The following is a 26,968-nucleotide window of genomic DNA, read 5'->3' as shown; positions in this document are numbered from 1 at the left end:
GCTAACACCAACAGAAGTCGTGGTACGCACACGACCCACAGAAGGGCTTTTCCTCGGCGGGCGGGGGCGTCTCCCGGCTGACGATCCCGTGGATGCCACGAATCGCGTCCTCGACTGCCTCCATACGTTCGTCGGTCAGTTCGATCGACTCTCTCCGTCGTTCCCGGGGATGAGCGAGGACGCCCTCCTTCTCGATTCCGGCGACCCGATCGAGATACCAGAGGTAGTACGACAGCTGCATCTCGGCGCCCTCGGTGAGCGCCGAGGACGGTTTGACCTCGACGACCCGGCCGTCGTCGAGCAGGTCGAGCGCGATCATACCGAGACTGAGGTTGCGTCGCTTGTCGTCGTAGGCAGTCTCGTCGACTCTGGTTCCGCGGACGACCGTCGTGTTCTCCCGGTCGATTTCGACGTTCCGGCTTTCGAACCAGAGCTCACGTTTACAGACGTGGTAGTATTGCATCATCACGCCCGTCACGCGGAACGGGTCCTCGACCGGGTTCCCGCGGGCGGTCTCGAGGAGCCGATCGACGGGATCGATGTCTTCGGTGGTGCTCACAGGAATCGTGCCTCCACCGTCGAGTCGGGCACGACGAATCCGGTCGTCGGTTCGAAGTATTTCCCGTACCGACTCGTTCTCGTATCGAGCCATCGGATGTCAGTATCGGGATGCACCTGAGTCAGAGAATCGAGCGTCTGGGCTTCTTCCGAGTCGGCACGGTAGATCGGTATCGAAACTCGCAATGCTTTCGTCTCGTCTAGTCGTGTCCGAACACGGTCGAATTCGTAGTTCTCCCACGCCGTTCTGATCGACTCGACCGTAGTGCACTCGTCGTCGGTTCGGCAGACGATCACGTCGATCGTAAGCCGCTGGTCGATGAGCGACAGTCGGCCGAGTTCGTCCGCTCTCACGTCGTCGACGTAGTCGGCGTAGGTCTGTTTTCCGACATTCTTCTCCTGGTGTAGTCGTTCGTAGTAGCTCTCGACTGCGCTTCGGGCCACGTCGGTTTCCGAGAGCGTACCGTCGCCGGCCCGAACCGAGTCGAGCGTGCTCGCGGCGACCGGAAGCAGGGAGACACTCCGGTTGTAGACCGCCTCCGCGGGTGTTTTTGCTTGGTCGCCGGGGACATCGAGCCACCAGACTGTAACCCGGCCCCGGTCGCTCTCGAACGAGCGATTGCACCGTCCCGCGGCCTGGACGATGCTGTCGATCGGGGCAAGGTCGCGGTACACACGGTCGAAGCTGATGTCAACCCCTGCTTCAACGAGCTGGGTCGAGACCGTGACGAGCGGATAGCCTCGTTTGGTGAGTTCCTTCGCGGTCTCGATGAGCCGAAGCCGATCGACCGGACGGAGTCGAGTGGAGAGATGGAGGAGCGAACGATTCCACCCGTTTGAGACGCGCTCTGCGAGCGCCTCCGGGTCGATTCCGTCTACACTCCCGACACGATCGAGTTCGTCGGCGTACACCTCCCCGACGTTCCCCAACCCCGGATACGCGTCCGTAACGTGTTCAGTGAGCGTCTTCGCGCTGTCGATCGTGTTGCAGACCGCGAGAGCCGACTCATCCGACTCGATCGCCTCGAGAAGTGCTGCCGTCGCGTCCGCGTAGGATTTCGGATCAGCCTGGTCTTCGATGTAACGTTCGGTCGAGGGATCGAGTTCGTAGGTCACCCGTTCGGTCGCCTCGAAGTAGATCTCCGGATCGTCGACCAGTTCGGTTACATCGTCGAAGAGGTCGGTCGCGTTGTCGAACAGCTGTGGCTGGGTGGCCGTCATCGCGACGACCGTCGCGTCGTAGCGCTCCGTCAGCATTGCGACGAGTCGAGGGACCAGTTTCCACCAGTCGAGCGGGAGGCTCTGGGGTTCGTCGAGAACGACGACGCTGTTCCGAAGCGCTGGGAGCTTCATCGACTGTTTGTTGGTCGGGCCCGCCAGACTCTCGAACAACTGGACGAACGTCGTCACCGTGAGCCCGGCGCGCCAGCTCTGGGCGAGCATTCCCGCGATATCGTCGTTTCGATCTGCGTCATCGGCAGCCCCATCGTGTTCGTTGGGGTCGTCCTGTCTTTCATCCCGTATCGTCGTCTCCGAGAGGTGGTGGTGGGCTGTGAGGAGTCGTCCCGTCGTATCCGTCCCGTAGATTTTCTCGATCTCGTCGACGACCTGATCGATGATGCTCGTAAACGGAAGCGCGTAGACGATTCGTCCTCCGCCACGCCGATCCCGGATCGCCAACGCCGCCGAGAGCCCAGAGAGGGTCTTCCCCATTCCGGTCGGGAGCGTAAGCGTCGCGATCCCACCGCCGTCGTCGGCAAACGTTTCGGCGTTCTCGAGGACGGAACTCCGTGCCGACGATCGGAAGTGGTTGAGTCGTTCGACGCGCGTCCCGCCCGGGTCGGCGTTTGCCTCCGCCTCGATCCTTCCGACGTACTCGTCGAGTCGATCCAGCGACGGTCGATTCGCATCGTAGCTCGCTGGGGTGGTCTCTATACCGTTCGACAGCTCCGCGGCACTCGTCTTGTCCGCGAGAACGAGCGATCCCCAGCACTCGAGGACGAGCGCGTAACACGACTCGGAAAGCGCCTCCTGATCGACGCCGGGCGTGCTCCCGGAGGTGGCGACGATCGATTCGATCTCGCCGAGGAGGCCGCCAAAGGCGTCGTAAAACTCGCCCCACGAGCTGACCCCGCCCGTCGCGTTGTAGAAGACCGCGTCCGCGAGGTCGGGAGCGTGCTCGTCGATATTTTGCAGCTGTTTTGCGATCGCTGCTTGTTGTCGTTCCGCCGAGTTCTGACCCTCCCCTGAAACGCCTTCACGACGATGGGTACGCTGTACGACGTAGTCGGCTACGTCCGGGAGTCGTCCGTGGTGTTTCGCGACCGCGACGAACCCCGCGAGACAGGTTTCGGTCACGAAACCTCGCGCGTCGAGCGCGAAGTACGCGGCAAACGAGCCGATCGGTGCGTGATACCGACACGCCTCGAACTCCGGATCCCTCGATTCGAGGAGGTACTCCTGGAAATACGTCGTTGCCTTTCCGAAGTCGTGGACGTGTGCGAGGGTTTCGACGACCTCGAAAAGCGACTCGCCCGACGGCGTCGTCGCGTCCTGAGGGACGACGTACCCGACACGCTCTGCGACATCCTCGAGGTGGTCGGTAAGCACCACCCCGTCGCGGCCGCTTTCGGGGGGATGCGAGTAAACCGTCGCCATCTCAAACGAACACCACCGTCCGTCCGTCGACCCGGGCGGGATCGGCGCCTCGGACCGAAAGCGTGCCTGCGTCGGGATCGTACGTGTAGGCGGTAAACGCCGTCGTCGTCCGGCCGCCGGAATCGGTCGTCATGAACGCGGGCGACTCCTCGACCTGATAGCGCGTCCCTTCCTCGAGGACGATGTCTTCGACGGCGTTCGGAACGGCGGAGTCCACGGCGACCGTCTCCCCTCCTGGCCCTTCCCCGATCTCGAACTCACCGTGATATTCGATCTCCGCGAGGTGTTCCGAGAGCCCGAGGCTCGGAGCGTAGTGGCTCTTTCCCTCCTCGAGAGTCTCCCGAAGTTCTCGGTAGCGGTCGTCGTCGGCGAGGGCGACGTCGATCCGGTAGGCAGGATCGACCAGGACCTCGTAGTTGTGCTGTTGGCGAAGCGCCGTCGGGTCGGGAAGCTTTACGCTGATCGTGCCCCGGCCGTTGAGGGATTGGAGGTTCCCGTCCGCCGTCGAGAGCGTGTTCATCGGCATGTTGAGCGTCCGGATCTCTCGAGTCGGTTCGATGGCGACCGCCGATCGGTCGGGACCGAACAGCTCGTAGTAGCCGTCACGCTTGATCCCGAGCACGGCCGCGAGCAGACCCGCAACGGTCGTTCGCGGGATGATCCGGTAGGTCTGTTTGACGACGTTTCCCTCGACCCGACGGAAGTGTCCCCACGGTCCCCGGACGGTCAGGGAGAGACAGCGGCTCGGACGCCACCGATCGGTCCCGCTCTCGTCCTCGTTGGCTTTCTCCGTCCGCTCTTGTTGTCCGCCCATTGTCACTTACGCCTCGTCCGGGTTCGAGGACGCGTGCTCCCCGTAGACGTCGATAACCTCGAGCGAATCGGAGCCGACCGCGTCCTCGACCGCATCGTACAGCACCTCGGAACCGCCGAGTTCTCCGTCATAGGTGAATTGAAGGACGTCGCTCGCGACGACTCGAACCTGTTCAATTCGATCACGGGCGCCCTCGAGACGCCGAACGAACGCGTCGGCGTCGACGGCAAGGTCTCGAACGTTCCGAAGCTCCTCGTCCGGTTTCGATCGATCCTCGTCGAGCGTGAGATCCTTGTCGAGACCGCCGAGGTGGAAGCTCTCGTCTGCGTACTCGACCCGACAGTAGAGGCGAGGCTCCTGGCCGACCTTGCTCCGGCTAATCGTCTGGTTCTTGATCGCCCGCCAGCAGAGCGTATCGAGTCGCTCGACATCCTCACCGGAGAGCTTCGTGTCCTCGGCTCCGTGTTCGTCCACTAGTCCATGAAACCGGATTAGGGCGTACTGAATCCGGTGGTCATCGAGGTCGAACCCGCCCTGTTCTTTGCCTTCCTGGGTCGCGATTACGCTCGTCAGGCTGTCGTACTCCTCGTTTTCGTTGACCGCGTGCATCGACTTTCCGGGCGAGAACTGAACGGGACCGGTGAAGTGATCCGGGAGATGCTTCGCGTAGGCGTCGTCCGTGTCGACGGACATCGTCGCGCCGAAATACCTCACGTCGGCACTCTCATCGAGGAACTCGCCGAAGACGTCCTCGCGGAACCGGTCGGTCTCCTCGTCGTCGTCGAGGTCGTACTCGTCGGGATCAACGGCTTTCAATCGGTCCTCGAGGAGCTGTCCACGCGTGTACTGGGTCCCCTCTTCGTTGACGTTCCGAATGTAGACTCCGTAGCCGTCGTCGTCGAGCTGGTCGCGAAGGTATCGCTTCAAGCGAACGTCGGTGACGATCGCCTGTTGGGTCTGTGGGTCGATCCGCGGCCGGTTCGCGCCGCTGAGCGGATTCCCGTTGGGGTTCGCGTCAACGGCGTCGTACAGGAAGACAATTTCCGAGCGGTTCGTGACTGGGGTGGTGTCGGTAGCGATGGATTCGGACATTTCAGAGTTCCTCCTCGAGTTCGGTTTCGTCGTCGGTATCGGCCTCCGTCTGACTCCACTCAGGGTGATCGTTCATGCCGTAGGTCACGCCGAGTGCGTAGTAGAACCGGAGGTCGTCGGTGTCGATTCGCCAGTCTTCGGGATCTGGGTCCAGAATCGTCTCTCGCAGCCGATCGACGATGTGGTCGGCTTTCGTCCCGGGATAGCTCTTGCCCTCCTTTTTCTCCTGGCGGGTGTACGTCAGCGTCTTCGCGATCGTCTCCTGGGCGACCTTCTTGATCCGGGATCGACTGATCGACTTCACGGGGTACTGATCGACGAGCGTCGTCGAACGGTCCTCACTGTACTCCTGATAGCTGCCGATGTCGCCGACGAGGGCGCCGAGCAAGAACGCACCACGGCGCTCGCTCGCGACCGACTCCTCGTCCTCGGGAGCAGGAGCCAACGCGGGTGTGTCTTCGATGAACGATTCGAGCTTCGTGGCGGCAGGGTAGCCACCGTCCGTGGCCAGAATTTCTTCCATGGTTGGTGTCGTGTACCGTTCGTAGGTCGGTTCGCGAGTGATCGCCTCCTTCGTCGGATCGACGGTCTTCAACAGCCCGAGTTCTGCAGTCGCGAGCGCACAAAGCTGGGCGAACTGGCCCACGACCAGAAACGACGGGAACCCGTCATGCTCGCTGTCGTCGGTCTGTTCGTCGACGATCCGTTCGACGTACTCCTCGAGGAGCACGTCGACGGCGGTCGCCTCGCCGCTCAGGACGTTGACGAGCGCCTCGATCCGGGGGTCGTCCGCGTCGGCGTCCGCGTCGTCCCGATCGGCAAACGTCTGGTAGAAGTACCAACCAGTCGCGACCGAGCGAAGCTGCTCGTCGTTTCCGTTGAGTAACCCCCACTTCTCGTTGGTGGGAAACGGTGCGGTCCATTCCGATCTCGTGTTGAAGGCACTCGTATTTCTCACCAGCCGATTGTGGGCGACGGCGAGTGCCTTCGGGTACTGAAGCCGTCCGTTTAGTGTCTCCCCAAAGACGTCGTACCGGGACATCTGGTGGGGCATGACCGCCGAGACGTAGAATCGGAGTGCGACCTCTCGATCGGGTTCGTGCTTGAAGGTCTCGTAGGCCTCCTCGATCGGCGTCGCGTCCTCGTCGTCGGTGGCCGCTCGATGGAGCAACTCGTACAGCTCCCGTGCGTTCTCGGGCGTTGGCCGCCCGAAGAAGTACGGCAGGTAGTACACCTTTGCGCCGAAGGTCCGGTACGTACAGGCCTCGACGAACGCCTCGGCGTTCATCACCGTCACGGCGGCGTCCTCCGAGATCGGATGTGATCGCCACGCCTCTTCGATATCGAGTCCGGGGAACGTCTCGAGTTGCTTGCCCAGGAAGTAGTTCTGTGGATCCTCGGAGGTGCCGACCGTCCGTGCCGGTCGGCCGGTCACGATGTCAGTCGCCTCACCCGAGGAGTCGTCGGCCTTGTTCTTCGTGACGAGCTTCGAGAGCTTTCGCCGACGCATCGCGTCGAGGAAGACATCGATCTCGCCGGGCCAGCGATACTCGCCGTCGGACTCGGTTTTCACCTGGACGGTCAACAGCGCCGTCGCTGACTCGCCGCCGAGGTTGATCGTGACCGCGTTTTCGAGAGTGTCGAGTGCGTCCTCGTTATTGCCGAGTTCGGCGAGCCGATCGACGATCCATCCATCCGTGTGGTTCGCTGCGGTTTCGGCAACCACGTCGTCGGCAGCCCACTTGGTCAGTCGTTCCGTGGCATATCGGGCCAGCTTCTCTGGGTCGCTGTCTCGCCCTGCTTGGTGGGTGACGCTGTGGTCGATGCCACGCGCTGCCGGGTACTTGCAATGACTGACCTTCTGGACCAGATCGCCCGTATACCGGGTAACCGTCACCGGGCCGATCGAATCGTCGGCCAACCGTGGTTCGTTCCCGGAGACATCGACTCGAACGGCGATCAAACTCTGGTCGGTGTCGATCAGATCGCCGGCGGCGTCCGGCGTCAGATACGGCGCGTAGTCGCCACCACCCGTGGTCGCGAGCGTGTAGAGCTTCCCGTAGAGGTACTGGACGTCCCGGAGCGATCCGATCGGCGACTCGGGAAGTTCCTCGTCGAGTTCTGCGTCCGTGTAGGTATCGCGGAACTCCTCAGGCGAAAGCATCCTCCCCCTCCAGTTCGGTCTCACCCGGCCGAACCCGGTCGGTGACGTTCACGAACCCGAGTCCCAACGAGTTCCGCTCGCCGAGTCCGGTATCGAGCGCGAGATTGAGGTGCCGGCGGTGGTCGTCGTCCCGAACCGTATAGCCGAACTTCCACTTGCTCAGGACGTAGGTCATCCGCTCGCGTTCGGTGACCTGCAGGGGAACGGCGAAGGTCTTGATCAACTCGTAGGAGTCGAAGAGGTCTCCCTCCACATCGCTCGGTCCCAGCAGGTAGTCGGGACAGAACAACGAGTGCTTCTTGTCCAGGTTGGCCTCGAGTTGGGTCACCAGCGGCTCTGTCGTATGCTCCGGACGCCAGAACACCGCCGTGTCCCCGCCGGGATGGTCGATCCCGTACTCCTCGCATTTCCATGGGGGGATCCGAACCAGCAGTCCGGTCCCGGTCTCGATCGTTCCTCTGGTACCTGGCTCGCCGACGTCGGGCTCTATGGCCGTCACGGCCTCGACATGAAACGGCATTTCGCCAACATTCAACTCCCGGTTGTCCTGCAGATCCCGCGCGACGTGCGTGAGCAGCTCCTCGTCAACAGATGCAACGAGAAGTTTTCGTTCGTCGCCCTCATGCATGTCTCCCGGTGGAAACGGGTTTGAGTAACTGAAGCCCGGCGGCTCATTCTCGTCATGGCGCTCGTCGTATGCTGTATCCTCAAGTGCACCCCACAGTCGGCCCCGAAGTTTGCTATGGTATGAGTTATCATAAGCCGTATCTGCCCTGGCAGATAAGTGTGCCATTACGCGCACTGCACACCCTCACCCCCATTATATGACATCATCATATAGAACGTCATTATTTACATAAAATACTATCGGCCGAAACGAAATTAGAAGTTATGCAACAACTCAAGCATGATGGCCTCGAGCTATAAATGGAATCTCAAGGGTCAGAACCCTGGGTACGTGGATCTCCAACAAATCGGTATAATCCTCGAATTGTACTACCATTGACTGTCTCCTGTTCAATCCAACCTGCAGCTTCAAGCCGATCAATGGCTTCATTCACTCGCTGACGAGGGATATCATAATATTCAGCAACTCGTGAAGGAGTAGTGAATCCCCAAGGTTCTCCATCATCTCGTCCAATTTTCAATACTTCAAGCACGTGCTCCTCGTGCGGCGTTGGCCCATGATCTTCGTTCACAGATATAGTTGTGATCGCCATATACCTTTGAGTTTCGCCCGCTGTGTCTAAAAATTTTCTTTGGGAAGTTCTTTAGATTGTTCTTCAGTAACGCTTATTGTTCTGGAACCGGTAGCAGTGACTAAGCACGGGAGTCGGCCGATGAAAGGCCGCGGGCGCGCCAACGCCCCCGACCGTGCTGGAGAGAACCAGCAATGAGCGAAACACAGTCTACGTTCAAGACGATTGCGGAGGCACAACCTGAGACCACTGAAGTCACCCCCGAGTCACCTAACGTTTGTTCGAGAGAGGTCGCTCAAATCGTTCGCGAGACTGGTCCCAAAGTCGAGCTCGGCGATTTCTACCCGACATTCACGGCCCGCGAGGCCTCAACCGAGACTGTCAAGCGACTGACTGAGGAGGCTTGCTGATGGCTGACGACGGCAACCTGCATAGCGGGCGGACCAATGCCGATGAGTCGTCCTCAGGTGAGTTGAAGTCCAGCACTGGTACCAGAAACCTAGATAAGGTCGTGGAGAGTGTGAAGGACAAACCACTTGCAGCCACGCCAGCCCAACTATTCGCGGGCCTCCCGATCAGTTCCCAACCACACGTCCAGTGCCAGCGCTGCGGGACGGTCCTCTACGAGGGCGCCACGGTCACCCTCCGAGCCGCCCGCCCGGCCGACAGCCACGAGTGGACGCTCCAGCGCGTCTGCTGTGAGGCATGTGCCACCACAGACCTCCACTCGACACTCGGCTATACGGAACTCCGCCTGCGCTGTCGGCTCGCCAGCCGGACTGACTGTCGCACCCAACGCGCTCGACTGGTCATCCTCGCCCCGACCGTCCTCGCGACGAGCTCACCCACAGAAAGCCAGACCGAGACGGACGCCGACGAGACCCGCTCCCAAGAACCCACGACCGAGCCAGAACCAACGGCGAACCTGGAGGCCAGCCATGGGCGATAACGAGTACCCCCCGAAGCGGGTCGCCCACGAACTCGAGGCGATCGTCACCGACCTCCGCGAACTCGAGGGCCACCTCCCGGCGCCGCTGACACTCACCACCACCCAGCGGGAACTCGCCACTACGGCCGCCGTCTGTCGCCGGCTCGAGAACCCACCCAGAACCACTGCGTCGAACACGGAGACCGACTCCCGAACGAGCACTCGCACCGATCCGGGCGACGAACCCCCTGGCTTCCAGTAAACCAATGACCACTGCAAGCCAGGGGAAACCCACCGCCAGCGGCGCCACGAGCCAGAGCCACGAATCCACTCGACGGGGGGCCGGTCGATGACCAGCGAGCCTACCGCCACACAGGCGCTCCACGGGACCCCCCTCACCACCGATTCAAACGTTTCATGTGAAGCCTGCACCGCCGATCTCGAGCCCGGCGATGCGATCACCATCAAATTCCACGTCCACCAGGATGAGTGGACGCCCACCGCAGCCTACTGTTCGGACTGTGCACCAGACACCACGGACGATCACTCCAGCATCGTCGAGGGCCGGCTCACGACCACGATCGATCCCCGGACCGACACCCCGGTGCTCACGGTCGCGACCACGGAGTACGACCTCAAGACCCTCCCCCTCGACACCACCGTTTCAGGAACGGATCCATCCGAGACAGGCGACCACGGGCCAGACCCAACCGACAATGACACCGATGACCCAACCGACACCGACGACCCAGAGACCACCCCGAACCAGGATCCCAGCCCCGAACCCGACCGCGTACTGATCTCCCTTCAGTCCAACCGATCGGATCGGGTTTTTCACTTCGATGACGGGGAGGGGACCCCCCTTTGTGACGTTGAGGGCACGTTCGAGGCCGTCCCGATCGACGAGGCCAGCGACCACGCGCCCCGTGCCTGTCGGAACTGCGAACGCGAACATCGCGGACGCCAACAGGAACGTCCCTGCCCACACTGTGGCGAGTCGATCATCCTCACCCACTGGCCGAGACACGTCTCGAGGTGTTCGGGGCCCACACAACGACGAGGCGATTCCGACCCAGCGACGGCGGCCGATTCGAACACCGAGACCGAACGAGACGCTCCTGCGGAGGAGCGGCCCGAACAGCACGCCCGTTCGGAGTCGACCACGGGATCCACTCTCGATTCCGACTCCGGTCCCGGTCCCAACCCCGATCCCGATCCCGATTCAGACCACGGCGTCGCCCGAAGCAACCAGACCAACCACGAGTTCGTGACCAAGAGCGGTCGTCCCGATCCGACCTGGATCGGCCGCACGCGCCCGCCCCAGACCACTCGCCACCATCCCAGGACGAGGACTCACCCCGTCGACCACACCGCACTCACTCCACGAACACTCGCCACCCCACCCACGAGCATCCCGCCGCAGCGACCCACGACCATCGAACAGACACGCGCGACCCCAGAGAAAATGTCACCTTATTGTAGTAGCGAATATAACCCGTCGGTTAGAACGAGACACTCACAGCTAGGAACACAACAGCGCCGAAAAGGGAAGAGGGGTGAACACCCTTCTCTTTTCGGCCACTGGTCAAAAAGCTATCGGCGACGAGCCGAGGCTGTAGCGATCAGGTCACGACGCTGGAACCGGTCCACCCGAGGGTCACGCACAGCGCCAGCGTCGCGATCGATCGACGGACCAGTGGTAAGGCGGGTCGCCGTCCGCCAGCGCACAACCGGGCAGACGATGCACGCGCCGAGCAGCGGCATTCGCCCCCGTCCACCACCGATGAGCTCAGGCACCCCCCGACGGCAGCGCCATACCGGCCGACCGGAGACAGTCCCCGCATACGGACAGCCTGGTCTCCCCAGAGAGATCGACAGCGCGGGTCGTCCCGGCCGTCCTGGAGACGAGCCACGAGGTGAGAGCGCCCACAGGACCAGCTGTGAGCTCGCGGTCGTCTCTGTTCTCAAAGATATCTTTGAGAGACGTGCCGGTATCGAGGCGCTGTTCGCCGCCCCCTATCGCCGCATCGCGCACAGATCACCAGCGATCGCAATCCTTCGAGACCTACACCCCCAATGACTTCCACCGACATCGGTAAGGATCCGAGCCGTATCGACGACGAACAGCCCGGCGACGAGACGGTCGCCGACGCACTGGGCTTCGAGCTCACCGACAGCGATGGTCAATCCGATTCGACCACGCACGCGGGGAACGGAGATGCAGCCATTTCAGCCATGAGCATGGAGGCGGAGAACCTGAACGACTGCCCCGAGACCGATGAAATCGACGAAATCGACGACCTCACCGATCTCATCGGCGTCGTTCGCTCCCAACAGGAGTTGATCGCTCGCCTCGGAACTCGGGTTGCGTCCCAACAGGAAACGATCGACGAGCTCACCGATGACATGGAGGAGGTCAGCAACGACGTCGAAGAAGTCTCCGATGACGTGGACGACCTCGAGGAGCGCGTCGACGACGTCGAGGAGACCGCCGATCAATCGGTCGCCACCAGCAAGGAGATCGCCGCCACCGTCAACGGCGCCATCGAAGAGAGCAATACAGAGAGTGACGAGACCGAGGGCGACTCCGACTCGGAGAGCACCGACACTGGCCCAGGAGAAGCATCATCGCCAATGGACTTCTTCCTCAACTGCCAGCAGTACCACGTCAACCAGAGCCTCTCGGCGAACCGTGCCAGGGCCGTCAAGATCGTCCGTAGACGCGCAGAGTTCGCCAAGCGACGGAACGGCGACGGACGGCTGTTCTTCGATGCAGAGGCGATGAAAGAAGCGCTGCTGGCGATCATGGGCGAACAGCCCCATCGCGAGACCCAACAACGGGTCTGGCGGTACGTTCGTGAGATGGGCGGGCCCGATATCACCGAGATACAGTCGATGGTCGATCCGAGCAACCAGCAGTCGAAGAAGGTCGTCCTCGAGATCGACGATGACGCCGATGACCGCTTCGACGAAGGACGATACATCGGGCTGAACCTACTCGCCGATATGAACAGCCGCGACGTGGCTCAGGGCGGCGTCACACCTGTTGTGACCGGGGTGAACGCCTAAGGACCACTCAAGACGGATCCCAGAGGAGGAACTCCTCAGGATCCACCCGAACCCACGAACCGACCCATCCCAGACTACCTGGGAATTCTCCGTGCAGTAGCAACAGCTAGGGAGGAGCGGCCTTTTGTTCAGGAGTCGTGGAAGAGTGAGTAACACTCTGGAGCGACGGTCGCTTGCACCCTCGTCACAACGCCTGTGACGATCGTGACGCTCTGAAGAGCCTCACCTCTTGGCCTTGTGCCAATTCTTGGCGTTTTCAGCCACTAATGAGACACGTACCACGGGCCGGTTATCCACACTGAAGGGTTAATCTGTTCGAGAGCGTGGCGGTCTCATTTTCAATGAAAAGCTCTACCAGTCTGCCTCTATCCGTTCTGATGCACAAGGTCCTGATAGGATAGCCGACCTTCTTGATCCAAGCGCTACGGCTGAGCCTGTTTGCAGAGACCTCAAGAAAGAGTTCGCCTCGTTTCAGCCTCCCACCTTTGTCAGCAAAGTCTCGGATTGACGCTCAGCCGTACGTATCGTGAATCGTCGCTTCGTCAGCGGCCAGCTTCTCGATGCCCGTCTTGAGACCGTGTGTAAGCACAGTCTGACCCAGGTCAGTGAGGGTATAGTACGAATAGGGGTCTTCAGTCCCGGTATTCGGATCACGTCGGTTCGCGATGAGAGCCGACCGCTTGAGCTTGCGCAGATAATAGTGGAGTTCGTTCCCTTCGCGATCGAGGGCAGAAGCAAGCTCACTTGCGCTGAGTCGTTGTTCCTCACTCAGCGTACAGAGGATCCGGAACGCGGGTTCGGACGAAGCCACATCATACATCTCCAGATAGTCCTCGACCGTAAACAGACTGTCCTCCGGGAGGTCGATCTCGAGCGCCGGTGTATCGTCGTCGCCGTCATGGCTGCTGTCTTTCCGAAGAACGCCGCCATCCGATCGTGTGGAGGAGTGGTCGGTCATCTTCGATTCCTGTATCCTCATGTTCGGCCCCGACCAAGTTAAATATGTTTACTCCGGTGGAAGTGGACCGGAATCGCGTGGGTTTATCCTGGTAGCCGACAGTCGCTCTGAACGAATGCGAGACCGTCTCCGTGAGGCGCTTATCGACAGCGAATATATCGAGACGGAGGCCAGCAAACCCGATTTTCTCGTTTACTTGATGGGCCCGTACAAATCCTATCCACCCTACGAGTCGTCAGCATCGGCTGAGGTAGCAGCTGCGACAACTCGTCCGACGCTCGATGAGATTGATCGCCAGTTAGAGGAGGGCACGCTCGACCTGGATGTCGATGAAGCACTGGCACTATTGCTTGCGCTGAAACGCGATCTGCGTGAACAGACGGGGGTCAATGCATTTCTCGCGACGGACCCAGAGATTCCATTGGAGGAGATGGATGCAGCAACCCAGAGTATTGAGTACACGAAGGCAGCAACAGCAACGATTTTCGTTGCACCTGCGATGGGCGACAATCTCGGTGTGGGAATCGAAACTGGCTCCGTTTGTGAACACGTGTCGGACGCAGAATTGCGTACTGACGTCGCATTCTACGGGGAGCAGAACGTCGAAAGCGCGATGATCAAGGCCGTTTCCGCCCGATGGCACATCACCGTTGATGATTTCGAGAGCTACGCAGATCTCTTCAAAGCGATCCGCGCCCACCTCCGTACCGTAGCGTGACTCATCTCACTTCGCTCTTCCGCAATCTGGCGAACAGGGTGTATAACCGGGGGCGACGACCGGTCTTCCTCAGCTAAAACGGCGTCTCAAGCCATAATATGGCAGGCATTGTTGTATGTTAGCACATCATTTCGCTACGTTGAGCAAGAGCGGCAAGTATTGATATTCAGTAGATCGCACTCACAATCGAAGACTCATGAGCTATGACATCGCAGTCATTGACGGCGACGGCATCGGCCCGGAAGTGATCGACGCGGTCCGTCCTCTAGTCGACAAAACGGCGAAACGCCATGGCTTCGAGATCGAGAGGACCAACTATAGCTGGGGCAGCACGCGTTTTCTCGAGGAGGGCGCGATGATGCCCGAAAACGGGATCGACCGGCTGGCCGGCCACGACGCGATCCTACTGGGCGCGGTCGGCCACCCTGACGTGCCTGACCACGTCACTCTCCACGGGCTCCTGCTTCCGATTCGTAAGGGGTTCGACCAGCGGATCTGCAGGCGTCCCTCTGTCCTCTTCGAGGGGATCGAGAGTCCCCTTCGAGGGTATTCGGGTGGCGAGATTGACTTCGTCGTCTTTCGGGAGAACACGGAAGGCGAGTACGCCGACGTCGGCGGGCGTGAACATCGACGGGAGGGCCACGAACTTGCGGTCCAGACTTCCGTCTTTACCCGCGAGGCGACTGAGACAATCGTTCGGGCAGCCTTCGAGGCGGCAGCCGATCGCGAAAGTCACCTAACTAATATCACGAAATCGAACGCCCAGGCCCACAGTATGGTGTTCTGGGACGAAGTCGTCACCGAGATCGGCGAAGAGTATCCTGGGATCGAGGTCGAGCGGCTGCTGGTCGATGCCGCGAGCATGGATCTCGTACGCCGCCCCGAGGAGTTCGATGTACTCGTCGCCTCGAACCTCTTCGGTGACGTACTCACAGACCTCGGTGCGATTGTTAGCGGAAGTTTAGGGCTGGCGCCCTCCGCGAACATCACCGAAGGAAACGCTCCTTCGATGTTCGAGCCGGTCCACGGCAGTGCCCCCGACATCGTCGGGAAAGGAGTCGCGAACCCGCTCGCGACCGTGCTCTCGACCGCCTTGCTGCTCGACCACCTCGGCGAGTCTGTAGCCAGTGACCGCCTCTGGGCGATTGTCCGCGAACAGCTCGCCGAGCCGGACGCACCCCGGACCCCCGATATCGGCGGAGACGCGACCACCACGGAAGTCGTCACGGATCTAGTGTCGCGGCTGTAACCACGTCCCGGAGCGTGTCATACAATGGTTCGCAACACTAATAATTCTCAATGAGTGGGTGTGAATTTAATCACAACTGCCGAGATTAACGGAGTCAGACACGATATGGAGGCCCCATAATCGCCGAGTAGAGGGTGTGTCGAATTCTATGACACGCTTTGGAGAGGCAAGATCGGGGGAAAATCCATTTAGGATCGGTGCGAACTCATAGTTAAGAGTGACCAATGGCCCACACGTGCGATGCTTGCGATGAGACCTTCAAGACGCTGACGAAGCTTCGGCTCCATGACTGTCCTGGTCCGGCGCTCAGTGCACCGGATCACGTCACAAAGATTGTCGAAGAAACTGGAGAGCTGACCCAAGGCGACGTGCTGGCAACATTTCCAGACCAGTCAGTGTCTGTTGAAGTCGTTGAAGAACTGGGAGAAGCCGAAGAGATCCAAACTGCGCTGCCGTTGATGAGTGGCAGTCCCGGGACGGGACAGACCGAGCGTATTGTGTTGCAGACGGAGGTTGGTGCTGGCGTGATCGAATATTTCCCTCAACGGGGCTGGGTTGCAGTGCGAACAGTACGTGTTGGGGAAAAATCCGAAGAGGAAGTCTACGGAGCACTCATGGAGCAAATGCAAGACTGGCAGTCTGTCGTCACAGAACTTGCTCTCGGCCACGCATCCGGAGACCATGATATAAAAAAGAAGCTTCGGGAAGAGCTCGGGATATAAAACGGCGAGTCCATAAACAGACGCGGTTCTCAATAGCCCAAGCGATCGTGTGGATGCCTGCTAAAGCGATAACGGATGGTGTATTACAAGAATAGTAAGCATAAAAATTTGACACTTAGATTGGGGATTGCACTCGACCAAAGGAGAGCCTCGGAGGCTACTCGTCAGTTGAGACGAGTTCCTTGCCATGCTCTCCAAAGACTGTAAACTCAGACCCACCACAGTCCCGACAGTGAGGTATTCCGATCGGATCAATGTCCCCGTCGGAACGAATATTGACTGTGTAAATGTTCCCACATCCTTCACACCGAGCCGCCGCACGGTCGTTTTCCGCTATGTGGGTCATAGCGCCAGCTAAGGGTATTCAACAGGCGATATTAAAATTGACTTCTCCGGCACTCTTTAGCAGGTCACAGCAACGGAATCTCCGTTCACACGAACATCGTATTGATCGATCGAGAATCGGACCGAGGCCTCCTTACTACGATCCATGAGTTCATCGAGGGCCTCGGTGTCGATATAGTCGTGTAGCTGTTGGTTGAGGTCCGTGATAGGAACGTTCTCGATCGCAGCAATGGCCTCTGCCAAAGCGACACTCGGTGGTGTCGTCGATGGATCAAAGCTTGTTCGGACAGTGTCGAGATCGTTCACAGGGGGTCCAACACATCCCTCGATAAATGTCTGTTGTTCATTTGGATTAGATTCTGATGGGAATAATCTATGGAGTCGTTCGGACGTCGAATTCCTCAACAGGCAGTAGCGAGGAATCCCCTTCCTCAACGAGCGGCGAGAGTGATTGGCGTAACCTTTGAGCGTTCCAGATCTGTAAACTTCGTCTCGTCATCCCGTCGGTCTCGGTCTCCCTGAAGGGACGGTCAAACGTTGCGCAGACCACTCAAGCCGCGAGTAGGGAGGGAGGAATCGCGTTGCGAAGTTGGGCGAAACCGTTAGTATCGCCCGGCTCGTCGTCCTCTGTCGTCAGAAGCGGGCCTCAGACGGCCCAGCAATGGGTGCCGAACCAATATTTCGGTGCGGGAACGGGTTGGTTCCTCGCTCCGGACGGGCCGCCGTGAACCGGCCCCCAAGAACGGACCGACGACGCGACCGCTCCGAGCAAGCTTGACTTACCGCGACGTCGCCGAGGTCACGTCCAATTACATCGCCTCTGCCGACCGACCGCATCGGCACAAAAGCCGGTCCGGGACCACAACCCCCGGCCGACGCCACGCAAGTCCCGTCCTCAGAACGCCGAAGGCGTTCAGGGCGCGGTAGTTGACCAAGAGCCGTGTATCACGTTGCAATAGATCAGATTCCTCGAATTGTCCGTCTACCGTGGCGTCTCCGGCCCGGTTATGGCGACTATCCGATTCTCTGAACATCACTCACAGCCTTCTTGGTCGCCTTCAGTGGTCTCCTCGGCAAGGGTCGTTTCGTGAGCGGCGAGATTGACGCCAAGGATCGTTAGATCGTAGCCCGCCTGGACGATGAGCTGGATGTATGAACTCTTGCAGACGGGTCCCCACGAAAGGGATGTATTGAGTGCCATCCCAACCTGTACATAGGGAATCAACAGCTGGTCGAAGACGCTAATCGATACCCTCGGAAAGGTAATACCGAATCCAGCGTGGACGGGTTGGCCAAAATAGGCCCCCGAATCGGCGCTTTCGGGGTCGATCTTCAGCGTCCCGATCGCCGCTTCCGGAACGACCTCAGTCCCGTCGTAGACAAACCCGGTATCACCACCGAAGCTGAACCGCGACGTTGCGGTCGCTGAGGCGTTACTGACGACATTGATGCGTGCCTTCAATTCGATCGATGTCGTGACCGTGATCGGAATCGCCCCGACCATGAAAATGTGCCGGAACATGAACCCGCCGGGAAGCGGAATCTCCGTTTCCTCCTCAACACCGGAGCCTGCGGCTGCGATATCGATTTCGATCTCGCCCTCTAGCTGGTTCGCCTCGACATCCATCGCCGTTAATTCGCTATCCGCATACTCCACCTGCCCGGTGGCTCGAACGGCCTTCGCAGTACCGATACCCGTAAATCGAAGGTTCGCCTCGCTACCCGAAGGAGACGTCATTTCGGCTTTGAGCCGGACTTCATCACCCATCGGTGTAAGACCGAAGACGTAATCGGTGGTCCCCTGTGTGAACTCGAGTTGCAGGACCTCTCGGTCCCCATTTTGCACTCGTTGGAACGTCGGTCGTCCCATCACCTCCCCCGCACGGTTCGTCACAGCGACGTCCGCAAGCGCGACCGTGCTCGACGCTGGCGACACGCCGAGACTGTTCGAACTGCCCAGAACCGAGTCTTCGGCAGCAACCCGGTCAAACTGCTCGCTTGTGTAGCTCGAGGTGAATCCGAGATCAGCGTCCCAGCCGACAGTCCCGTCACTGATTGCCTCATTGAGCGACGCGAATTCAGTGTCGACCACCAGTGTCGATCCGCGTTCCTCGACAGAGTTCACTCGACGAAGTGCCAATCCAGAGATCCAGAGGACTGACCCTTCCTCGAAATCGACACCTGACGATCGTAGACGATCCGCGTCAAAGATATACTGGTGAGTCTCGAGATCATACGTCTCTAAGGCGGTTAGATCCTCACCTTCGAGAAGAACGGTTTCAGAGGTAAGATCGACATCGAAGGTCGTATCGACGTCACCGGCCGGCAGAAGAAACGGGTCTGCATCATCGCTCACGAATGGGTCTCCCGTACCTGGACTAGGGTCCGATCCATTTCCAGTACCTCCGCGAGATGGCGCATCGCCCCCGCTAAGACACCCAGCCATACTGGCCGTACCAGCGGCAATCGCGTGAAGAACATGCCGTCGGTCGAACCACCCTTCATATTGTTCCGTCGTCCGTTCTTTCATAATCGCTACCAGTACGATATCGGACAATATGAATATATCTGTGGTTGTATATTGGTCTCAAATTCGACTGGTTTCTATAGATCGGGGTGTGTGAATAATTCCTGATAGCCAACTCATCCCCATATACACGAAGAATTATGGGCTGGAAACGTGGTTTACAGAAATCGATCGACGGAGCGTACTAATATGATCCTATATATAAATTTTCTGGATTAGTAGCTGTCAAACACTGATAAATACATTGATATATATCCCCACCGAATAATGATCTGCAATGGGAACAACTGATCATCTACCGGAGAAGGGAAAGGACATTACGAACGAAGGGTCGAAAAAGTCACCCACTCGGCTGTTTCAGAGTGGATCGACTGGAAGACGCGGATTTCTTGCTGTCGTAGGAACGGCCGCTGCTGCAGGGTTCCTCTCGACGGGAACTGCAGGGCAGTCGGCTGGAACTCTCGAGAATGATGAGGTCACGCTCATGCTCAGTATGGGAAGTGGGGTCGGGAGTTTTACCCTACGAGCGACGGAGCTCGATGATGGCTATCTATTGTACCCATCAGCAAGTACGACGTATCTCACGGTCCAGGTGGATGGGACGAATTACACGACATCGAGTGCGGGCGAGCAAATGGACCAGTATCTCACGGACGAGCCAGCTGTCGATGGTGAGTCTGTCGCTATGGCCTGGGAGTTACCCGAGGGAGTTGTCGTCACCCAAACGATCGAGCTCGTCGGACCGCTCGCGGAATTCACCGTTGAGGTAGAAAACACGAGCGGACAGGCCCACGACGTTAACGTTCGGTATCTCTTCGACTACCAGGTACAACAGCAAGACGGCAGCCCAATCTGGCTCCAGAACGAGGTCTTGACCACTGAACGGGAATTTGAGGACCTGACATTCGATTCCTGGAACACGTACAACCAGATCCCGGATCCGACGCTCACCGGTCTCGCAGAGATTGAAACGGAGCCCCAGTTGATCCAGTTCGTCTCGTGGCCGAGCGCAGTGGGGGTCGCCTATGATTACGAGATTGACCCCGATCGGCAGTTCTTCGATCCCGAATACGAGTCGGGAGACAGTGCTGGGCTGCTCTATTGGGAGCTCCGGTCTATCGCTGCGGGTGGCACGAGCAGTGTCGTTACCCGATACGGGCTGGGTGAGCCGGGTGAGGCGGCCGAGACGTTCAACCTGCGATTCGAGGATCAGGAAAGCGAGGGCGATAGTGTCGTTGTGCAGTCTGTCTACCTTCCGCAAGCGGGATTCGTCGTTATTCACGGCGAGGATGGCGACGTACTCGGTGTCTCGGAGTATCTGACGGCTGGTCCTCACGAGGACTTGGAAATTAGCCTCGATCCGGCCCTAGAGACAGATGCAACGCTAGTTGCGATGCTCCACGAAGAAACGAATGACAACGAGGCATTCGACTTCGTGGAGACTGATGGTGCAGAGGACGGCCCGATCACCGATGCGGAGGGCAACGCTGTTACCGATGATGCGTTGATCACGCTCCCGGGAGACGAACCCGAAGAGCCTGAGGAGGAGACCGAGGAGGAGGAGGAGGAGGAGGAAGAAGAGCCCGAAGCAGAAGAGGAAGAGGAACCTGAAGAGGAATCCACCGAAGAAGAGGATGAATCGTCGGACGATTACTCACGGACATACGAGGCCCACCTGTCCGGAGAGGACCACGGGATAGAGACGGATGCGGGAGGACGTGTAACCTTCACCGTGGATAGCCACGATGAGGGAACCGACATTCACTACGAGGCGACGGTTCAGGATATCTGTAACGTCACGCAAGCACACATCCATCTCGGTGCTGCATGCGAAGATGGTCCAGTCGTCGCTTGGCTCTACCCCGAAACCGGCATGGAGCCTGCACTGATGGCAGGTTCTGTCTCTGGTACGCTCACTGAAGGGACGATCACTGAGGACGACCTCATTGACGCGTGGGAAGGGGCTACCATCGAGGATGTTGAGACAGCTTTCGCAGAAGGTGAGGTATACGTCAACGTCCACACCGAAGATCATCCAAGCGGTGAGATCCGCGGCCAGGTCCAGTCCACTTCGTAACTAGAGGCGTGTCCCGGACACGGACTCTCTGGCGGGCGGTTTCCCCCACCGTACCGCCCGCTCATGCTGTTACTAGCCTTGATAGTATCGATCAGGACGTCGTCTACAACGCGTTGCATGATCTCGAGCGGTACCGACAATTTCTGGTGGAGGTTCGTGACCACCTCGAATCGATCGGCGCGCTTAGCGAGGAACTCTAATCGCTGACTCTGTAAACCGTGATCGATAGTGCCGGATTCGAGTAGTAACAATCATTTCCTTCCGCATGAAAACGGACACTGGAGACGGTGTAGCCCTTTCGGCTCGTTTCGCTCGCTTAGGAACGAGGCTTAGCACCCCTGATTACGGCCACTCAGGTCAGAATATGTGTTCCTGAGAGATCTCATCCACACACTGATGTCCGATAGTACACATGCTAACAACAACGGTTATTACCAATAAAAGTGTTCACCCTATACAGAATGGTCCCAGCTACGTACGGCGAGCTCGCCAGGGCGAATCCGAAGCGACTCATGTGGTGCCCGAGTTCGCGATAACGAGTAGAAAAGAGGGCAACCCACTAGTTCATGTCTTCAAGAGATTCTGATCAGGATATAGACGGAGTCATACCTCACGCTCGCGAGCTTTGTCAAGAAGAGCTTACACTGACACACAATGAGAAACAGGCCTTTGAGGAGTTCGCCACTCGAGTCCAAGAGCTCTCCACGACGTCTACCCGTTCGACTGCCCCAGCGCAAGCGACTACTGGACCCAGTACCTCCACACTTGACCCGGTACAGATAGCCGACGGGACGAGCGATGTCCGAGAGGCATATCGTAAGACGGTGATGTCCGTGTCACATTACGAAGAGATGTATGGTGAAGCACTTGCCGAAAACGTGAGTAAGGAACTCAATCCTGAGATTGCGGCCGTTCTTGAAAACGATACTCCTCTCACGCAAGAACTGTGTCAGTATGCGAGCGCCCTGGCGCACGAAGCACAGACTCAACGGGAACAATTCAAAGAGACCATTATCAACGAAACGCAATCACTCGAAATCGCAGAAGAAGAACTCCACGCGATCGAATCAGCGCTCGAAGAGATGAACGTGCGGATATTATCTGAACAGTCCTACATCGAATTGGAGAGAGTATGGGAGCAACTGGATGAACTCCAGGACCGAACGGAAGCAATTTCGAAGGAGCGTCAAGAAAGGGTTCATGCGATCGTCGTTGACATGCGCTCCAATGGTCCAATCACGTTGCAAACCTACCTCTATCAGCCGTTATCAACTTCCTTTCCTGTTCTAGCTGAGTGCACAGACACGCTCAGGAAGATACTGATGGCCAAATCGTCCGTTATCGACTCACTTACGCGGCGAGTATAAGAGCCCGTCCAAAAAGCGGGTTTCAAAATCAAATGTTAGAAACCCATACAATACCGCTCATCGTTGCTTCTTGGGTTCGTTCGCTCAGTCACCAACACGAAAATTGGTAGGGCCAATAAATTTGAGTTGATTTATCGACCTTTAGATCGTCTATAGCACCAATTTAGTAAATTTATTGATAAACTATTCCATAGGCATGGTGCTCCCATCACCTTGGGATCCATCAGCATTACCCCAAGTACCTTCTGTGAAATCAATCGCATCGGTCCACTTACCAACGACGGACGACACTGCGAGATCGCCAGTAACATTGTTCATTGTTGCGATGCGGCCCAGAATCGGATCCACACCAGCGACAAAGCCAACAATCTCGAGAGGAAGCCCTAACGCGTTCAATATCACTGTCAACATGATTAAGCCCGCTCCAGGGACACCCGCGGTGCCGATGCTGATCAGAATGACAGTAAACAGAATAATAACCTGATCACCGATCCCGAGCGAGACGCCGACGAGATTTGCAGCGAACACTGCGGTCACTGCTTGCCGAATCGCCGCACCGTCCATATTGATCGTCGCCCCAAGTGGCAGACCGAAGCCATAGACCGACTCATCGATTCGCAGGTTTTCTTCTGCATCAGCGATCGTCACGGGAAGCGTCCCACTCGATGAGCGGATCGTAAAGGCCGTCAACATGGCGTCTTTCGCGCCATCAAGAAAAGCAAGCGGCGATTGACCCAGAATTCCGACTATCATGAGACCGAGATACGTAACGGTCATATGGATACTGATTCCGACAGCGATCACACCAACAAGCGCACCGAGCTGAACGATCGTGCCGAGTCCTTCGGTCCCAATCGAGGCAGCCATCAGCGCGAACACGCCGATGACGCCGTACTCTAGAACACCCCAGACGATCTTGAACAGCGCCTGCGTACCAGCATCGATGAACGCAAAGAAGCCGTCGATAGAGCCCTTCACGGACCGATCAGTGGCTGCCTCGCGGACCATCGTCAACGCCAACCCGAACACGATAACAACGAATATCGTTCCGAGAATATCACCCTCAACCATCGCCGCCAATGGGTTCTCGGGAACGATTCCTAACACGACTTCCGTAACTCCCGGTGGTTCGGCTTCCTGGGCTTCGCCACCGGTGAATTCCACTCCCCGGCCAGGATTAAACAGATTCGCGACGGCCAGTCCGATGCCGGCTGCGATTGACGTAGTGACGATATAGAGCCCCACTGTCAGTCCTCCGACCTTCCCCAAGCGTGACGGAGTGAGCTTTCGCATTCCACCGAGCAGGGTGAAGACAATGATCGGGATGATGAGCATTTCGAGTAGTCGCAAGAAGAGATCCCCAAGCGGACTCAAGACACTCGCTTGTTCACCGGCGACTGCACCAAGTGCAGTCCCGAGTACGAACGCTGCAGTGATACGATAGATGATCGGGATAGAGCGATAGGCGCTCCATCCACGACCGAAAATCGACGCTTGAGTTGTGCTCATCGTGTGAATTTGCGACGGCGGCTATCAATCGGTGTCGTTGCCGGTGAAATCTCCCGATACCTATGAGCCTGGATCATCAGAGGTCGCTAGTGCCCCCAATCTGTTGTGCGTTCGATAAAATAGAACGTTCTATATTCCCACCATTCCTAATATAAATATGTGTAGGTCTGTTTCTTTCTCTGACTATCACCGCCCTATTTACGTCAGACAATGGTCAATGAACCGTGAAGAGATACTAGCTGGTAATCACCACGCGCCTCAGTTGAACTCACGCCTACGCACGAGGAATCCATCCCATGGCCACAAACGAAACCCACGCACTCGGCTCCTGTCCGCGGTGTAGCACGGAGATCAAACCCCTGCACGTGCTCATTGAGTACGAGAGTCCACCAGGAGAACAAAACATGTTCGCCGAGTGCCCGGCGTGCCAGGAAGTCGTAACCCCCACACCAACGCCATGATACGACTCGCCACCCGGGTGAAACGTGCTGTGCGCCCCGACGACGCTGTCGAAACCATTCGCGAGTGTCGCCATTGTGGGACGAGTGTTGACTCAAGCTCGTCCGCGTGCCCAACCTGTAATACGGCTGAAATCGCTACATATACGATTCAGGAGCCATAGTGAAGGATGAATAATAATTTTGTCAGGATTTCAGAGGGTTGAGAGATATACGGGAGCGATTGCCGCGCTCATTCTCGTTTCAATGTCAAAGAGAATGTAACTTTCTGAATGCCAATCACTATACGCTATTTAACTCATGTATTCCCTGTCGGTACACAAATCATACCAATTTCAGCTATTATTTCACCTTGATGCTCTTTCATTGATCCTCAGTTTAGTTTGATTCGAAGCGAGAAAGTGGGTAACGGAACTGAGGACAAGCGCACTAACGACCAGTCCTGAAACGAGATGTATCGTTGCGATTGACAAGACGGGGATACTGAGATACGCACCTGCCATCCACACCATCCCACCACTACTCACAAGCGCATACCATTGCGACCATCGATCCGGTCGCTTCTGTACTATTGTGAGATACTCTTGCAGAGAATCTGCGTTCTCCGAGAGAGTGATCAGACCGCGGTCTTTGTTGTAGTCAATGACTCCCGCGTCATCCATTTTCGGGAGGTGCGTCTGGTAGAGGGCGACGTAGACGCGTTTTCGCTGGTCGGATTTTAATTCACGTACCTCGATGTCATTCTCCCAGGCGGCGATTTCTTCAGCAAGCTCACTCAACGTTATCGTCTCATCAGCCTCCTGGAGATATGCAAGCACCTGGCGTCGACGACGGTTTTTCAGCAGATCAAAAATCACGTCCTTCGAGAGCTGATCTTGTGAGGGTGCGTCTACAGTGTCTCTAATCTCTTCAGGGAGTTCGTCTGTAGAATCGAAATCGAGTACGGGCATTAGGTATCCTCCTCAGCTATCGAAACATCACTCATTCCGCCCGATCTCCAGCGGCCTGATCAGAAAGCTCCCCTGGGAGCCACATATCAGTGGTAGCAGTCGCCTTTTGCGTTATCGAGTGGTGATGAGGGGTGGGCACAGGAACCGTTCTATGGTGGCGTCTGTAGAAGGTATAAGCAATAAGGGGCGTTTGCAGATCCTGCGACTCTGGTTTGATATCTAAGAGTCATGCAACGACGAAATTCATTGCCACTACTCGTCGCGGATCTCGAGATCGAACTGCTCGTTTTCGGTGACGGCGTTAAGAACGACGCTGGTGTTGGATTCGTTGATATCGGAATCGGCCAGTAAGGCCTTGATCTGGTCGTTCATCTCGTCCGTGTCCCGAAACCGCCCGATCGCGATCACGTCGTAGTCGCCCGTAACCTCGTAGACGTTCGTCATCTGCTCGAACTCACGCAGTCGGTCGGTAATATCGGAAAGGGCACTACCTTCAACTTTGAGCTGAATGACTGCGGTGACGTCGAAGCCGAGCGCGTCGTAATTGATCCGTGGAGTGAATCCCTGGATAACGCCCTCTTCCTCGAGGTCCGACAGATGGTTCGAAACGGTCGTCACCGAGACGTCCAAGTCCTCGGCGAGACTCCGGAGGCTTGCCCGACCGTCACCTAACAAAGCGTTCACGAGTTCCGCGTCGAGGTTTTCGTACGTCATCAACACCGGATATAATACCACCCCACTATAATCTGACGAACGGTCATCGGAAAGAGATCCAAGTAAATAATCACCAAGTATTGGGAGATTATGATATTGCCGTGTATAGAATCGCACCTCTGGCACAGCAAAAAGACTCGCTAGTAACCACGGAAGTGTCCATCAGGAAATCATAGACCGGATCCGACCTTCCGAAACAACCGAACGGAGAGGCTCAGTGAGCAGGCTCGTCGACCGGGGAACGTTGGGGATAATCACCACTATCGTACGATAAACCGTACACTCGTACTGGAAAGTGACATGACGTTTGCTTTCAATTAGATGGGGGGAGCTGTATCAAATGATGAATGACCAAAACCGATCTGTATCGGTATATCAATACTAAGATATCTTCGGATCGGACGGACTAATACGGCTGCAACTGGTCCGTACGATATGAACAGCGAGTACCTCTCGTGGGCGTTTCTTGGTCTCTTGGCGTACACGTTCGTCGCACCGCTAATGAAGGTAGCAACGAGCGACATTCCGAGCAACGTTGCTGTCTTCATTTCGAACCTGATACTCGTTGGGGCGGCTGCTGTGGTCGTGCTCTTCACGAACGAGTCAGTCACACCGTATCTCACCCATCCGAAGGCCCTCTACGCCTATGCGGCTGGTCTCGCGCTTGCGGTCGGCATTATCGCCTACTACCGTGCGCTCGCGATGGGCCCCGTGAGCGTTGTCACACCGATTTTCGGGATGTTCCTCGTCACGAGCTCACTCATCGGGATTGTCGTCCTTGGCGAATCGCTCACCATCAGAAAAGCTGCTGGCATCGGGTGCGCCATCCTCGCCGTCTATCTTACAGCCGTCGAATAGTGTATCCCACGATTAGCAGTACGTCCGCAGTTGA

At 57.8% G+C, this 26,968-nt stretch carries 25 protein-coding genes; 11 read left to right on the top strand and 14 right to left on the bottom strand.

Annotated elements, in window-relative coordinates; all coding sequences use genetic code 11:
• Position 1: 1 nt before the first annotated feature.
• The 7 genes from DVH23_RS15860 to DVH23_RS15830 all read right to left on the bottom strand — a co-directional run bounded on the left by DVH23_RS15860 (position 2) and on the right by DVH23_RS15830 (position 8,506).
• The gene (locus DVH23_RS15860) at positions 2–559 is read right to left on the bottom strand and encodes a CRISPR-associated protein Cas4 (RefSeq protein WP_232833776.1); all 558 of its coding nucleotides are present in this window, start codon (positions 557–559) and stop codon (positions 2–4) included.
• Positions 556–3,216, bottom strand: coding sequence for a CRISPR-associated endonuclease Cas3'' (locus tag DVH23_RS15855; protein ID WP_114578408.1), 2,661 nt, complete (start codon positions 3,214–3,216; stop codon positions 556–558). The genes DVH23_RS15860 and DVH23_RS15855 overlap by 4 nt, the downstream gene beginning before the upstream one ends.
• Position 3,217: 1 nt before the next feature.
• Positions 3,218–4,030, bottom strand: a complete 813-nt coding sequence (gene cas5b, locus DVH23_RS15850) for a type I-B CRISPR-associated protein Cas5b (RefSeq protein WP_114578407.1) — start codon at positions 4,028–4,030, stop codon at positions 3,218–3,220.
• 6 nt (positions 4,031–4,036) lie between these two features.
• A complete protein-coding gene (cas7b, locus tag DVH23_RS15845; RefSeq protein ID WP_114578406.1) occupies positions 4,037–5,122 on the bottom strand; it encodes a type I-B CRISPR-associated protein Cas7/Csh2 in 1,086 nt (361 codons plus the stop codon).
• Between the two features lies 1 nt (position 5,123).
• Positions 5,124–7,286, bottom strand: coding sequence for a type I-B CRISPR-associated protein Cas8b/Csh1 (gene cas8b / locus DVH23_RS15840; RefSeq protein WP_114578405.1), 2,163 nt, complete (start codon positions 7,284–7,286; stop codon positions 5,124–5,126).
• Positions 7,273–8,079 (bottom strand): CRISPR-associated endoribonuclease Cas6, encoded by an 807-nt coding sequence (cas6, locus tag DVH23_RS15835; protein ID WP_114578404.1) that lies wholly within the window; start codon positions 8,077–8,079, stop codon positions 7,273–7,275. Before cas6 ends, cas8b begins: the two co-directional genes overlap by 14 nt.
• A gap of 142 nt (positions 8,080–8,221) precedes the next feature.
• Complete coding sequence (locus DVH23_RS15830; RefSeq protein WP_114578403.1) at positions 8,222–8,506, bottom strand: helix-turn-helix domain-containing protein; 285 nt, start codon at positions 8,504–8,506, stop codon at positions 8,222–8,224.
• A 173-nt stretch (positions 8,507–8,679) separates the two neighbouring features.
• Here DVH23_RS15830 and DVH23_RS23630 point away from each other — a divergent pair, with 173 nt between their 5' ends.
• From DVH23_RS23630 to DVH23_RS15820, 3 genes are all read left to right on the top strand, one after another.
• Complete coding sequence (locus DVH23_RS23630) at positions 8,680–8,895, top strand: hypothetical protein (protein ID WP_157972421.1); 216 nt, start codon at positions 8,680–8,682, stop codon at positions 8,893–8,895.
• 110 nt (positions 8,896–9,005) lie between these two features.
• Positions 9,006–9,434 (top strand): hypothetical protein, encoded by a 429-nt coding sequence (locus DVH23_RS15825; protein ID WP_157972420.1) that lies wholly within the window; start codon positions 9,006–9,008, stop codon positions 9,432–9,434.
• The gene (locus tag DVH23_RS15820; protein ID WP_114578401.1) at positions 9,424–9,675 is read left to right on the top strand and encodes a hypothetical protein; all 252 of its coding nucleotides are present in this window, start codon (positions 9,424–9,426) and stop codon (positions 9,673–9,675) included. Before DVH23_RS15825 ends, DVH23_RS15820 begins: the two co-directional genes overlap by 11 nt.
• 402 nt (positions 9,676–10,077) lie before the next feature.
• Here the strand turns inward: DVH23_RS15820 and DVH23_RS15815 are convergent, their stop codons facing one another.
• Positions 10,078–10,428: a hypothetical protein gene (locus tag DVH23_RS15815; RefSeq protein ID WP_157972419.1), complete on the bottom strand. Its 351-nt coding sequence runs from the start codon at positions 10,426–10,428 to the stop codon at positions 10,078–10,080.
• Between the two features lie 1,061 nt (positions 10,429–11,489).
• Here DVH23_RS15815 and DVH23_RS15805 point away from each other — a divergent pair.
• Entirely contained in the window at positions 11,490–12,482 is a 993-nt protein-coding gene (locus DVH23_RS15805) for a hypothetical protein (RefSeq protein WP_114578398.1), read from the top strand.
• Positions 12,483–12,993: 511 nt separating this feature from the next.
• On the opposite strand, the gene DVH23_RS15800 is transcribed toward DVH23_RS15805, so the two are convergent.
• On the bottom strand, positions 12,994–13,461 hold the full coding sequence (locus DVH23_RS15800) for a MarR family transcriptional regulator (RefSeq protein WP_232833774.1): 468 nt from the start codon (positions 13,459–13,461) through the stop codon (positions 12,994–12,996).
• A gap of 94 nt (positions 13,462–13,555) precedes the next feature.
• Here DVH23_RS15800 and DVH23_RS15795 point away from each other — a divergent pair, with 94 nt between their 5' ends.
• The 3 genes from DVH23_RS15795 to DVH23_RS15785 all read left to right on the top strand — a co-directional run bounded on the left by DVH23_RS15795 (position 13,556) and on the right by DVH23_RS15785 (position 16,129).
• Positions 13,556–14,158 carry a hypothetical protein gene (locus tag DVH23_RS15795; RefSeq protein ID WP_114578397.1) on the top strand — a complete coding sequence of 201 codons (603 nt, stop codon included), beginning with the start codon at positions 13,556–13,558 and terminating at the stop codon, positions 14,156–14,158.
• Between the two features lie 196 nt (positions 14,159–14,354).
• A complete protein-coding gene (locus DVH23_RS15790; protein WP_114578396.1) occupies positions 14,355–15,407 on the top strand; it encodes an isocitrate/isopropylmalate dehydrogenase family protein in 1,053 nt (350 codons plus the stop codon).
• A 224-nt stretch (positions 15,408–15,631) separates the two neighbouring features.
• Entirely contained in the window at positions 15,632–16,129 is a 498-nt protein-coding gene (locus DVH23_RS15785) for a hypothetical protein (protein ID WP_114578395.1), read from the top strand.
• 402 nt (positions 16,130–16,531) lie between these two features.
• On the opposite strand, the gene DVH23_RS15775 is transcribed toward DVH23_RS15785, so the two are convergent.
• Together DVH23_RS15775 and DVH23_RS15770 are read right to left on the bottom strand one after the other, a co-directional pair.
• Positions 16,532–16,780 (bottom strand): HalOD1 output domain-containing protein, encoded by a 249-nt coding sequence (locus DVH23_RS15775; protein WP_114578393.1) that lies wholly within the window; start codon positions 16,778–16,780, stop codon positions 16,532–16,534.
• Positions 16,781–17,507: 727 nt separating this feature from the next.
• The gene (locus DVH23_RS15770; RefSeq protein WP_114578392.1) at positions 17,508–18,830 is read right to left on the bottom strand and encodes a hypothetical protein; all 1,323 of its coding nucleotides are present in this window, start codon (positions 18,828–18,830) and stop codon (positions 17,508–17,510) included.
• A 448-nt stretch (positions 18,831–19,278) separates the two neighbouring features.
• Between DVH23_RS15770 and DVH23_RS24315 the strand changes: the two genes are divergently transcribed.
• On the top strand, positions 19,279–21,078 hold the full coding sequence (locus tag DVH23_RS24315; RefSeq protein WP_198667951.1) for a CHRD domain-containing protein: 1,800 nt from the start codon (positions 19,279–19,281) through the stop codon (positions 21,076–21,078).
• An 827-nt stretch (positions 21,079–21,905) separates the two neighbouring features.
• Entirely contained in the window at positions 21,906–22,445 is a 540-nt protein-coding gene (locus DVH23_RS15755; protein WP_114578391.1) for a hypothetical protein, read from the top strand.
• A gap of 183 nt (positions 22,446–22,628) precedes the next feature.
• Here the strand turns inward: DVH23_RS15755 and DVH23_RS15750 are convergent, their stop codons facing one another.
• Entirely contained in the window at positions 22,629–23,954 is a 1,326-nt protein-coding gene (locus DVH23_RS15750) for a dicarboxylate/amino acid:cation symporter (RefSeq protein ID WP_114578390.1), read from the bottom strand.
• Positions 23,955–24,250: 296 nt separating this feature from the next.
• Here DVH23_RS15750 and DVH23_RS24310 point away from each other — a divergent pair, with 296 nt between their 5' ends.
• Positions 24,251–24,415, top strand: coding sequence for a hypothetical protein (locus DVH23_RS24310; RefSeq protein ID WP_198667950.1), 165 nt, complete (start codon positions 24,251–24,253; stop codon positions 24,413–24,415).
• Between the two features lie 344 nt (positions 24,416–24,759).
• Here the strand turns inward: DVH23_RS24310 and DVH23_RS15745 are convergent, their stop codons facing one another.
• Positions 24,760–25,362, bottom strand: coding sequence for an ArsR family transcriptional regulator (locus DVH23_RS15745; protein ID WP_114578389.1), 603 nt, complete (start codon positions 25,360–25,362; stop codon positions 24,760–24,762).
• Between the two features lie 252 nt (positions 25,363–25,614).
• Complete coding sequence (gene lrp, locus DVH23_RS15740; protein WP_114578388.1) at positions 25,615–26,076, bottom strand: HTH-type transcriptional regulator Lrp; 462 nt, start codon at positions 26,074–26,076, stop codon at positions 25,615–25,617.
• Positions 26,077–26,511: 435 nt separating this feature from the next.
• On the opposite strand from lrp, the gene DVH23_RS15735 reads away from it, so the two are divergent.
• Positions 26,512–26,934, top strand: a complete 423-nt coding sequence (locus tag DVH23_RS15735; RefSeq protein ID WP_114578387.1) for an EamA family transporter — start codon at positions 26,512–26,514, stop codon at positions 26,932–26,934.
• The last annotated feature ends 34 nt before the right edge of the window (positions 26,935–26,968 follow it).

The organism is Saliphagus sp. LR7, assembly GCF_003344565.1.
GTDB classification, from domain to species: Archaea; Halobacteriota; Halobacteria; order Halobacteriales; family Natrialbaceae; genus Saliphagus; species Saliphagus infecundisoli.
The sequence above is the reverse complement of the archived record's forward strand: the minus strand, read 5'-3'. Positions and strand labels throughout refer to the sequence as shown.

What these genes read in the sequence shown, in the direction of transcription:
- lrp (WP_114578388.1), bottom strand. Translation starts at nt 26,076, where the DNA reads ATGACGTACGAAAACCTCGACGCGGAACTCGTGAACGCTTTGTTAGGT.
- DVH23_RS15800 (WP_232833774.1), bottom strand. Translation starts at nt 13,461, where the DNA reads ATGAGGATACAGGAATCGAAGATGACCGACCACTCCTCCACACGATCG.
- DVH23_RS15855 (WP_114578408.1), bottom strand. Translation starts at nt 3,216, where the DNA reads ATGGCGACGGTTTACTCGCATCCCCCCGAAAGCGGCCGCGACGGGGTG.
- DVH23_RS24315 (WP_198667951.1), top strand. Translation starts at nt 19,279, where the DNA reads ATGGGAACAACTGATCATCTACCGGAGAAGGGAAAGGACATTACGAAC.
- DVH23_RS23630 (WP_157972421.1), top strand. Translation starts at nt 8,680, where the DNA reads ATGAGCGAAACACAGTCTACGTTCAAGACGATTGCGGAGGCACAACCT.
- DVH23_RS24310 (WP_198667950.1), top strand. Translation starts at nt 24,251, where the DNA reads ATGGCCACAAACGAAACCCACGCACTCGGCTCCTGTCCGCGGTGTAGC.
- DVH23_RS15735 (WP_114578387.1), top strand. Translation starts at nt 26,512, where the DNA reads ATGAACAGCGAGTACCTCTCGTGGGCGTTTCTTGGTCTCTTGGCGTAC.
- DVH23_RS15785 (WP_114578395.1), top strand. Translation starts at nt 15,632, where the DNA reads ATGGCCCACACGTGCGATGCTTGCGATGAGACCTTCAAGACGCTGACG.
- DVH23_RS15805 (WP_114578398.1), top strand. Translation starts at nt 11,490, where the DNA reads ATGACTTCCACCGACATCGGTAAGGATCCGAGCCGTATCGACGACGAA.
- cas5b (WP_114578407.1), bottom strand. Translation starts at nt 4,030, where the DNA reads ATGGGCGGACAACAAGAGCGGACGGAGAAAGCCAACGAGGACGAGAGC.
- DVH23_RS15820 (WP_114578401.1), top strand. Translation starts at nt 9,424, where the DNA reads ATGGGCGATAACGAGTACCCCCCGAAGCGGGTCGCCCACGAACTCGAG.
- DVH23_RS15795 (WP_114578397.1), top strand. Translation starts at nt 13,556, where the DNA reads ATGCGAGACCGTCTCCGTGAGGCGCTTATCGACAGCGAATATATCGAG.
- DVH23_RS15755 (WP_114578391.1), top strand. Translation starts at nt 21,906, where the DNA reads ATGTCCGTGTCACATTACGAAGAGATGTATGGTGAAGCACTTGCCGAA.
- DVH23_RS15830 (WP_114578403.1), bottom strand. Translation starts at nt 8,506, where the DNA reads ATGGCGATCACAACTATATCTGTGAACGAAGATCATGGGCCAACGCCG.
- cas6 (WP_114578404.1), bottom strand. Translation starts at nt 8,079, where the DNA reads ATGGCACACTTATCTGCCAGGGCAGATACGGCTTATGATAACTCATAC.
- DVH23_RS15745 (WP_114578389.1), bottom strand. Translation starts at nt 25,362, where the DNA reads ATGCCCGTACTCGATTTCGATTCTACAGACGAACTCCCTGAAGAGATT.
- DVH23_RS15790 (WP_114578396.1), top strand. Translation starts at nt 14,355, where the DNA reads ATGAGCTATGACATCGCAGTCATTGACGGCGACGGCATCGGCCCGGAA.
- DVH23_RS15750 (WP_114578390.1), bottom strand. Translation starts at nt 23,954, where the DNA reads ATGAGCACAACTCAAGCGTCGATTTTCGGTCGTGGATGGAGCGCCTAT.
- cas7b (WP_114578406.1), bottom strand. Translation starts at nt 5,122, where the DNA reads ATGTCCGAATCCATCGCTACCGACACCACCCCAGTCACGAACCGCTCG.
- cas8b (WP_114578405.1), bottom strand. Translation starts at nt 7,286, where the DNA reads ATGCTTTCGCCTGAGGAGTTCCGCGATACCTACACGGACGCAGAACTC.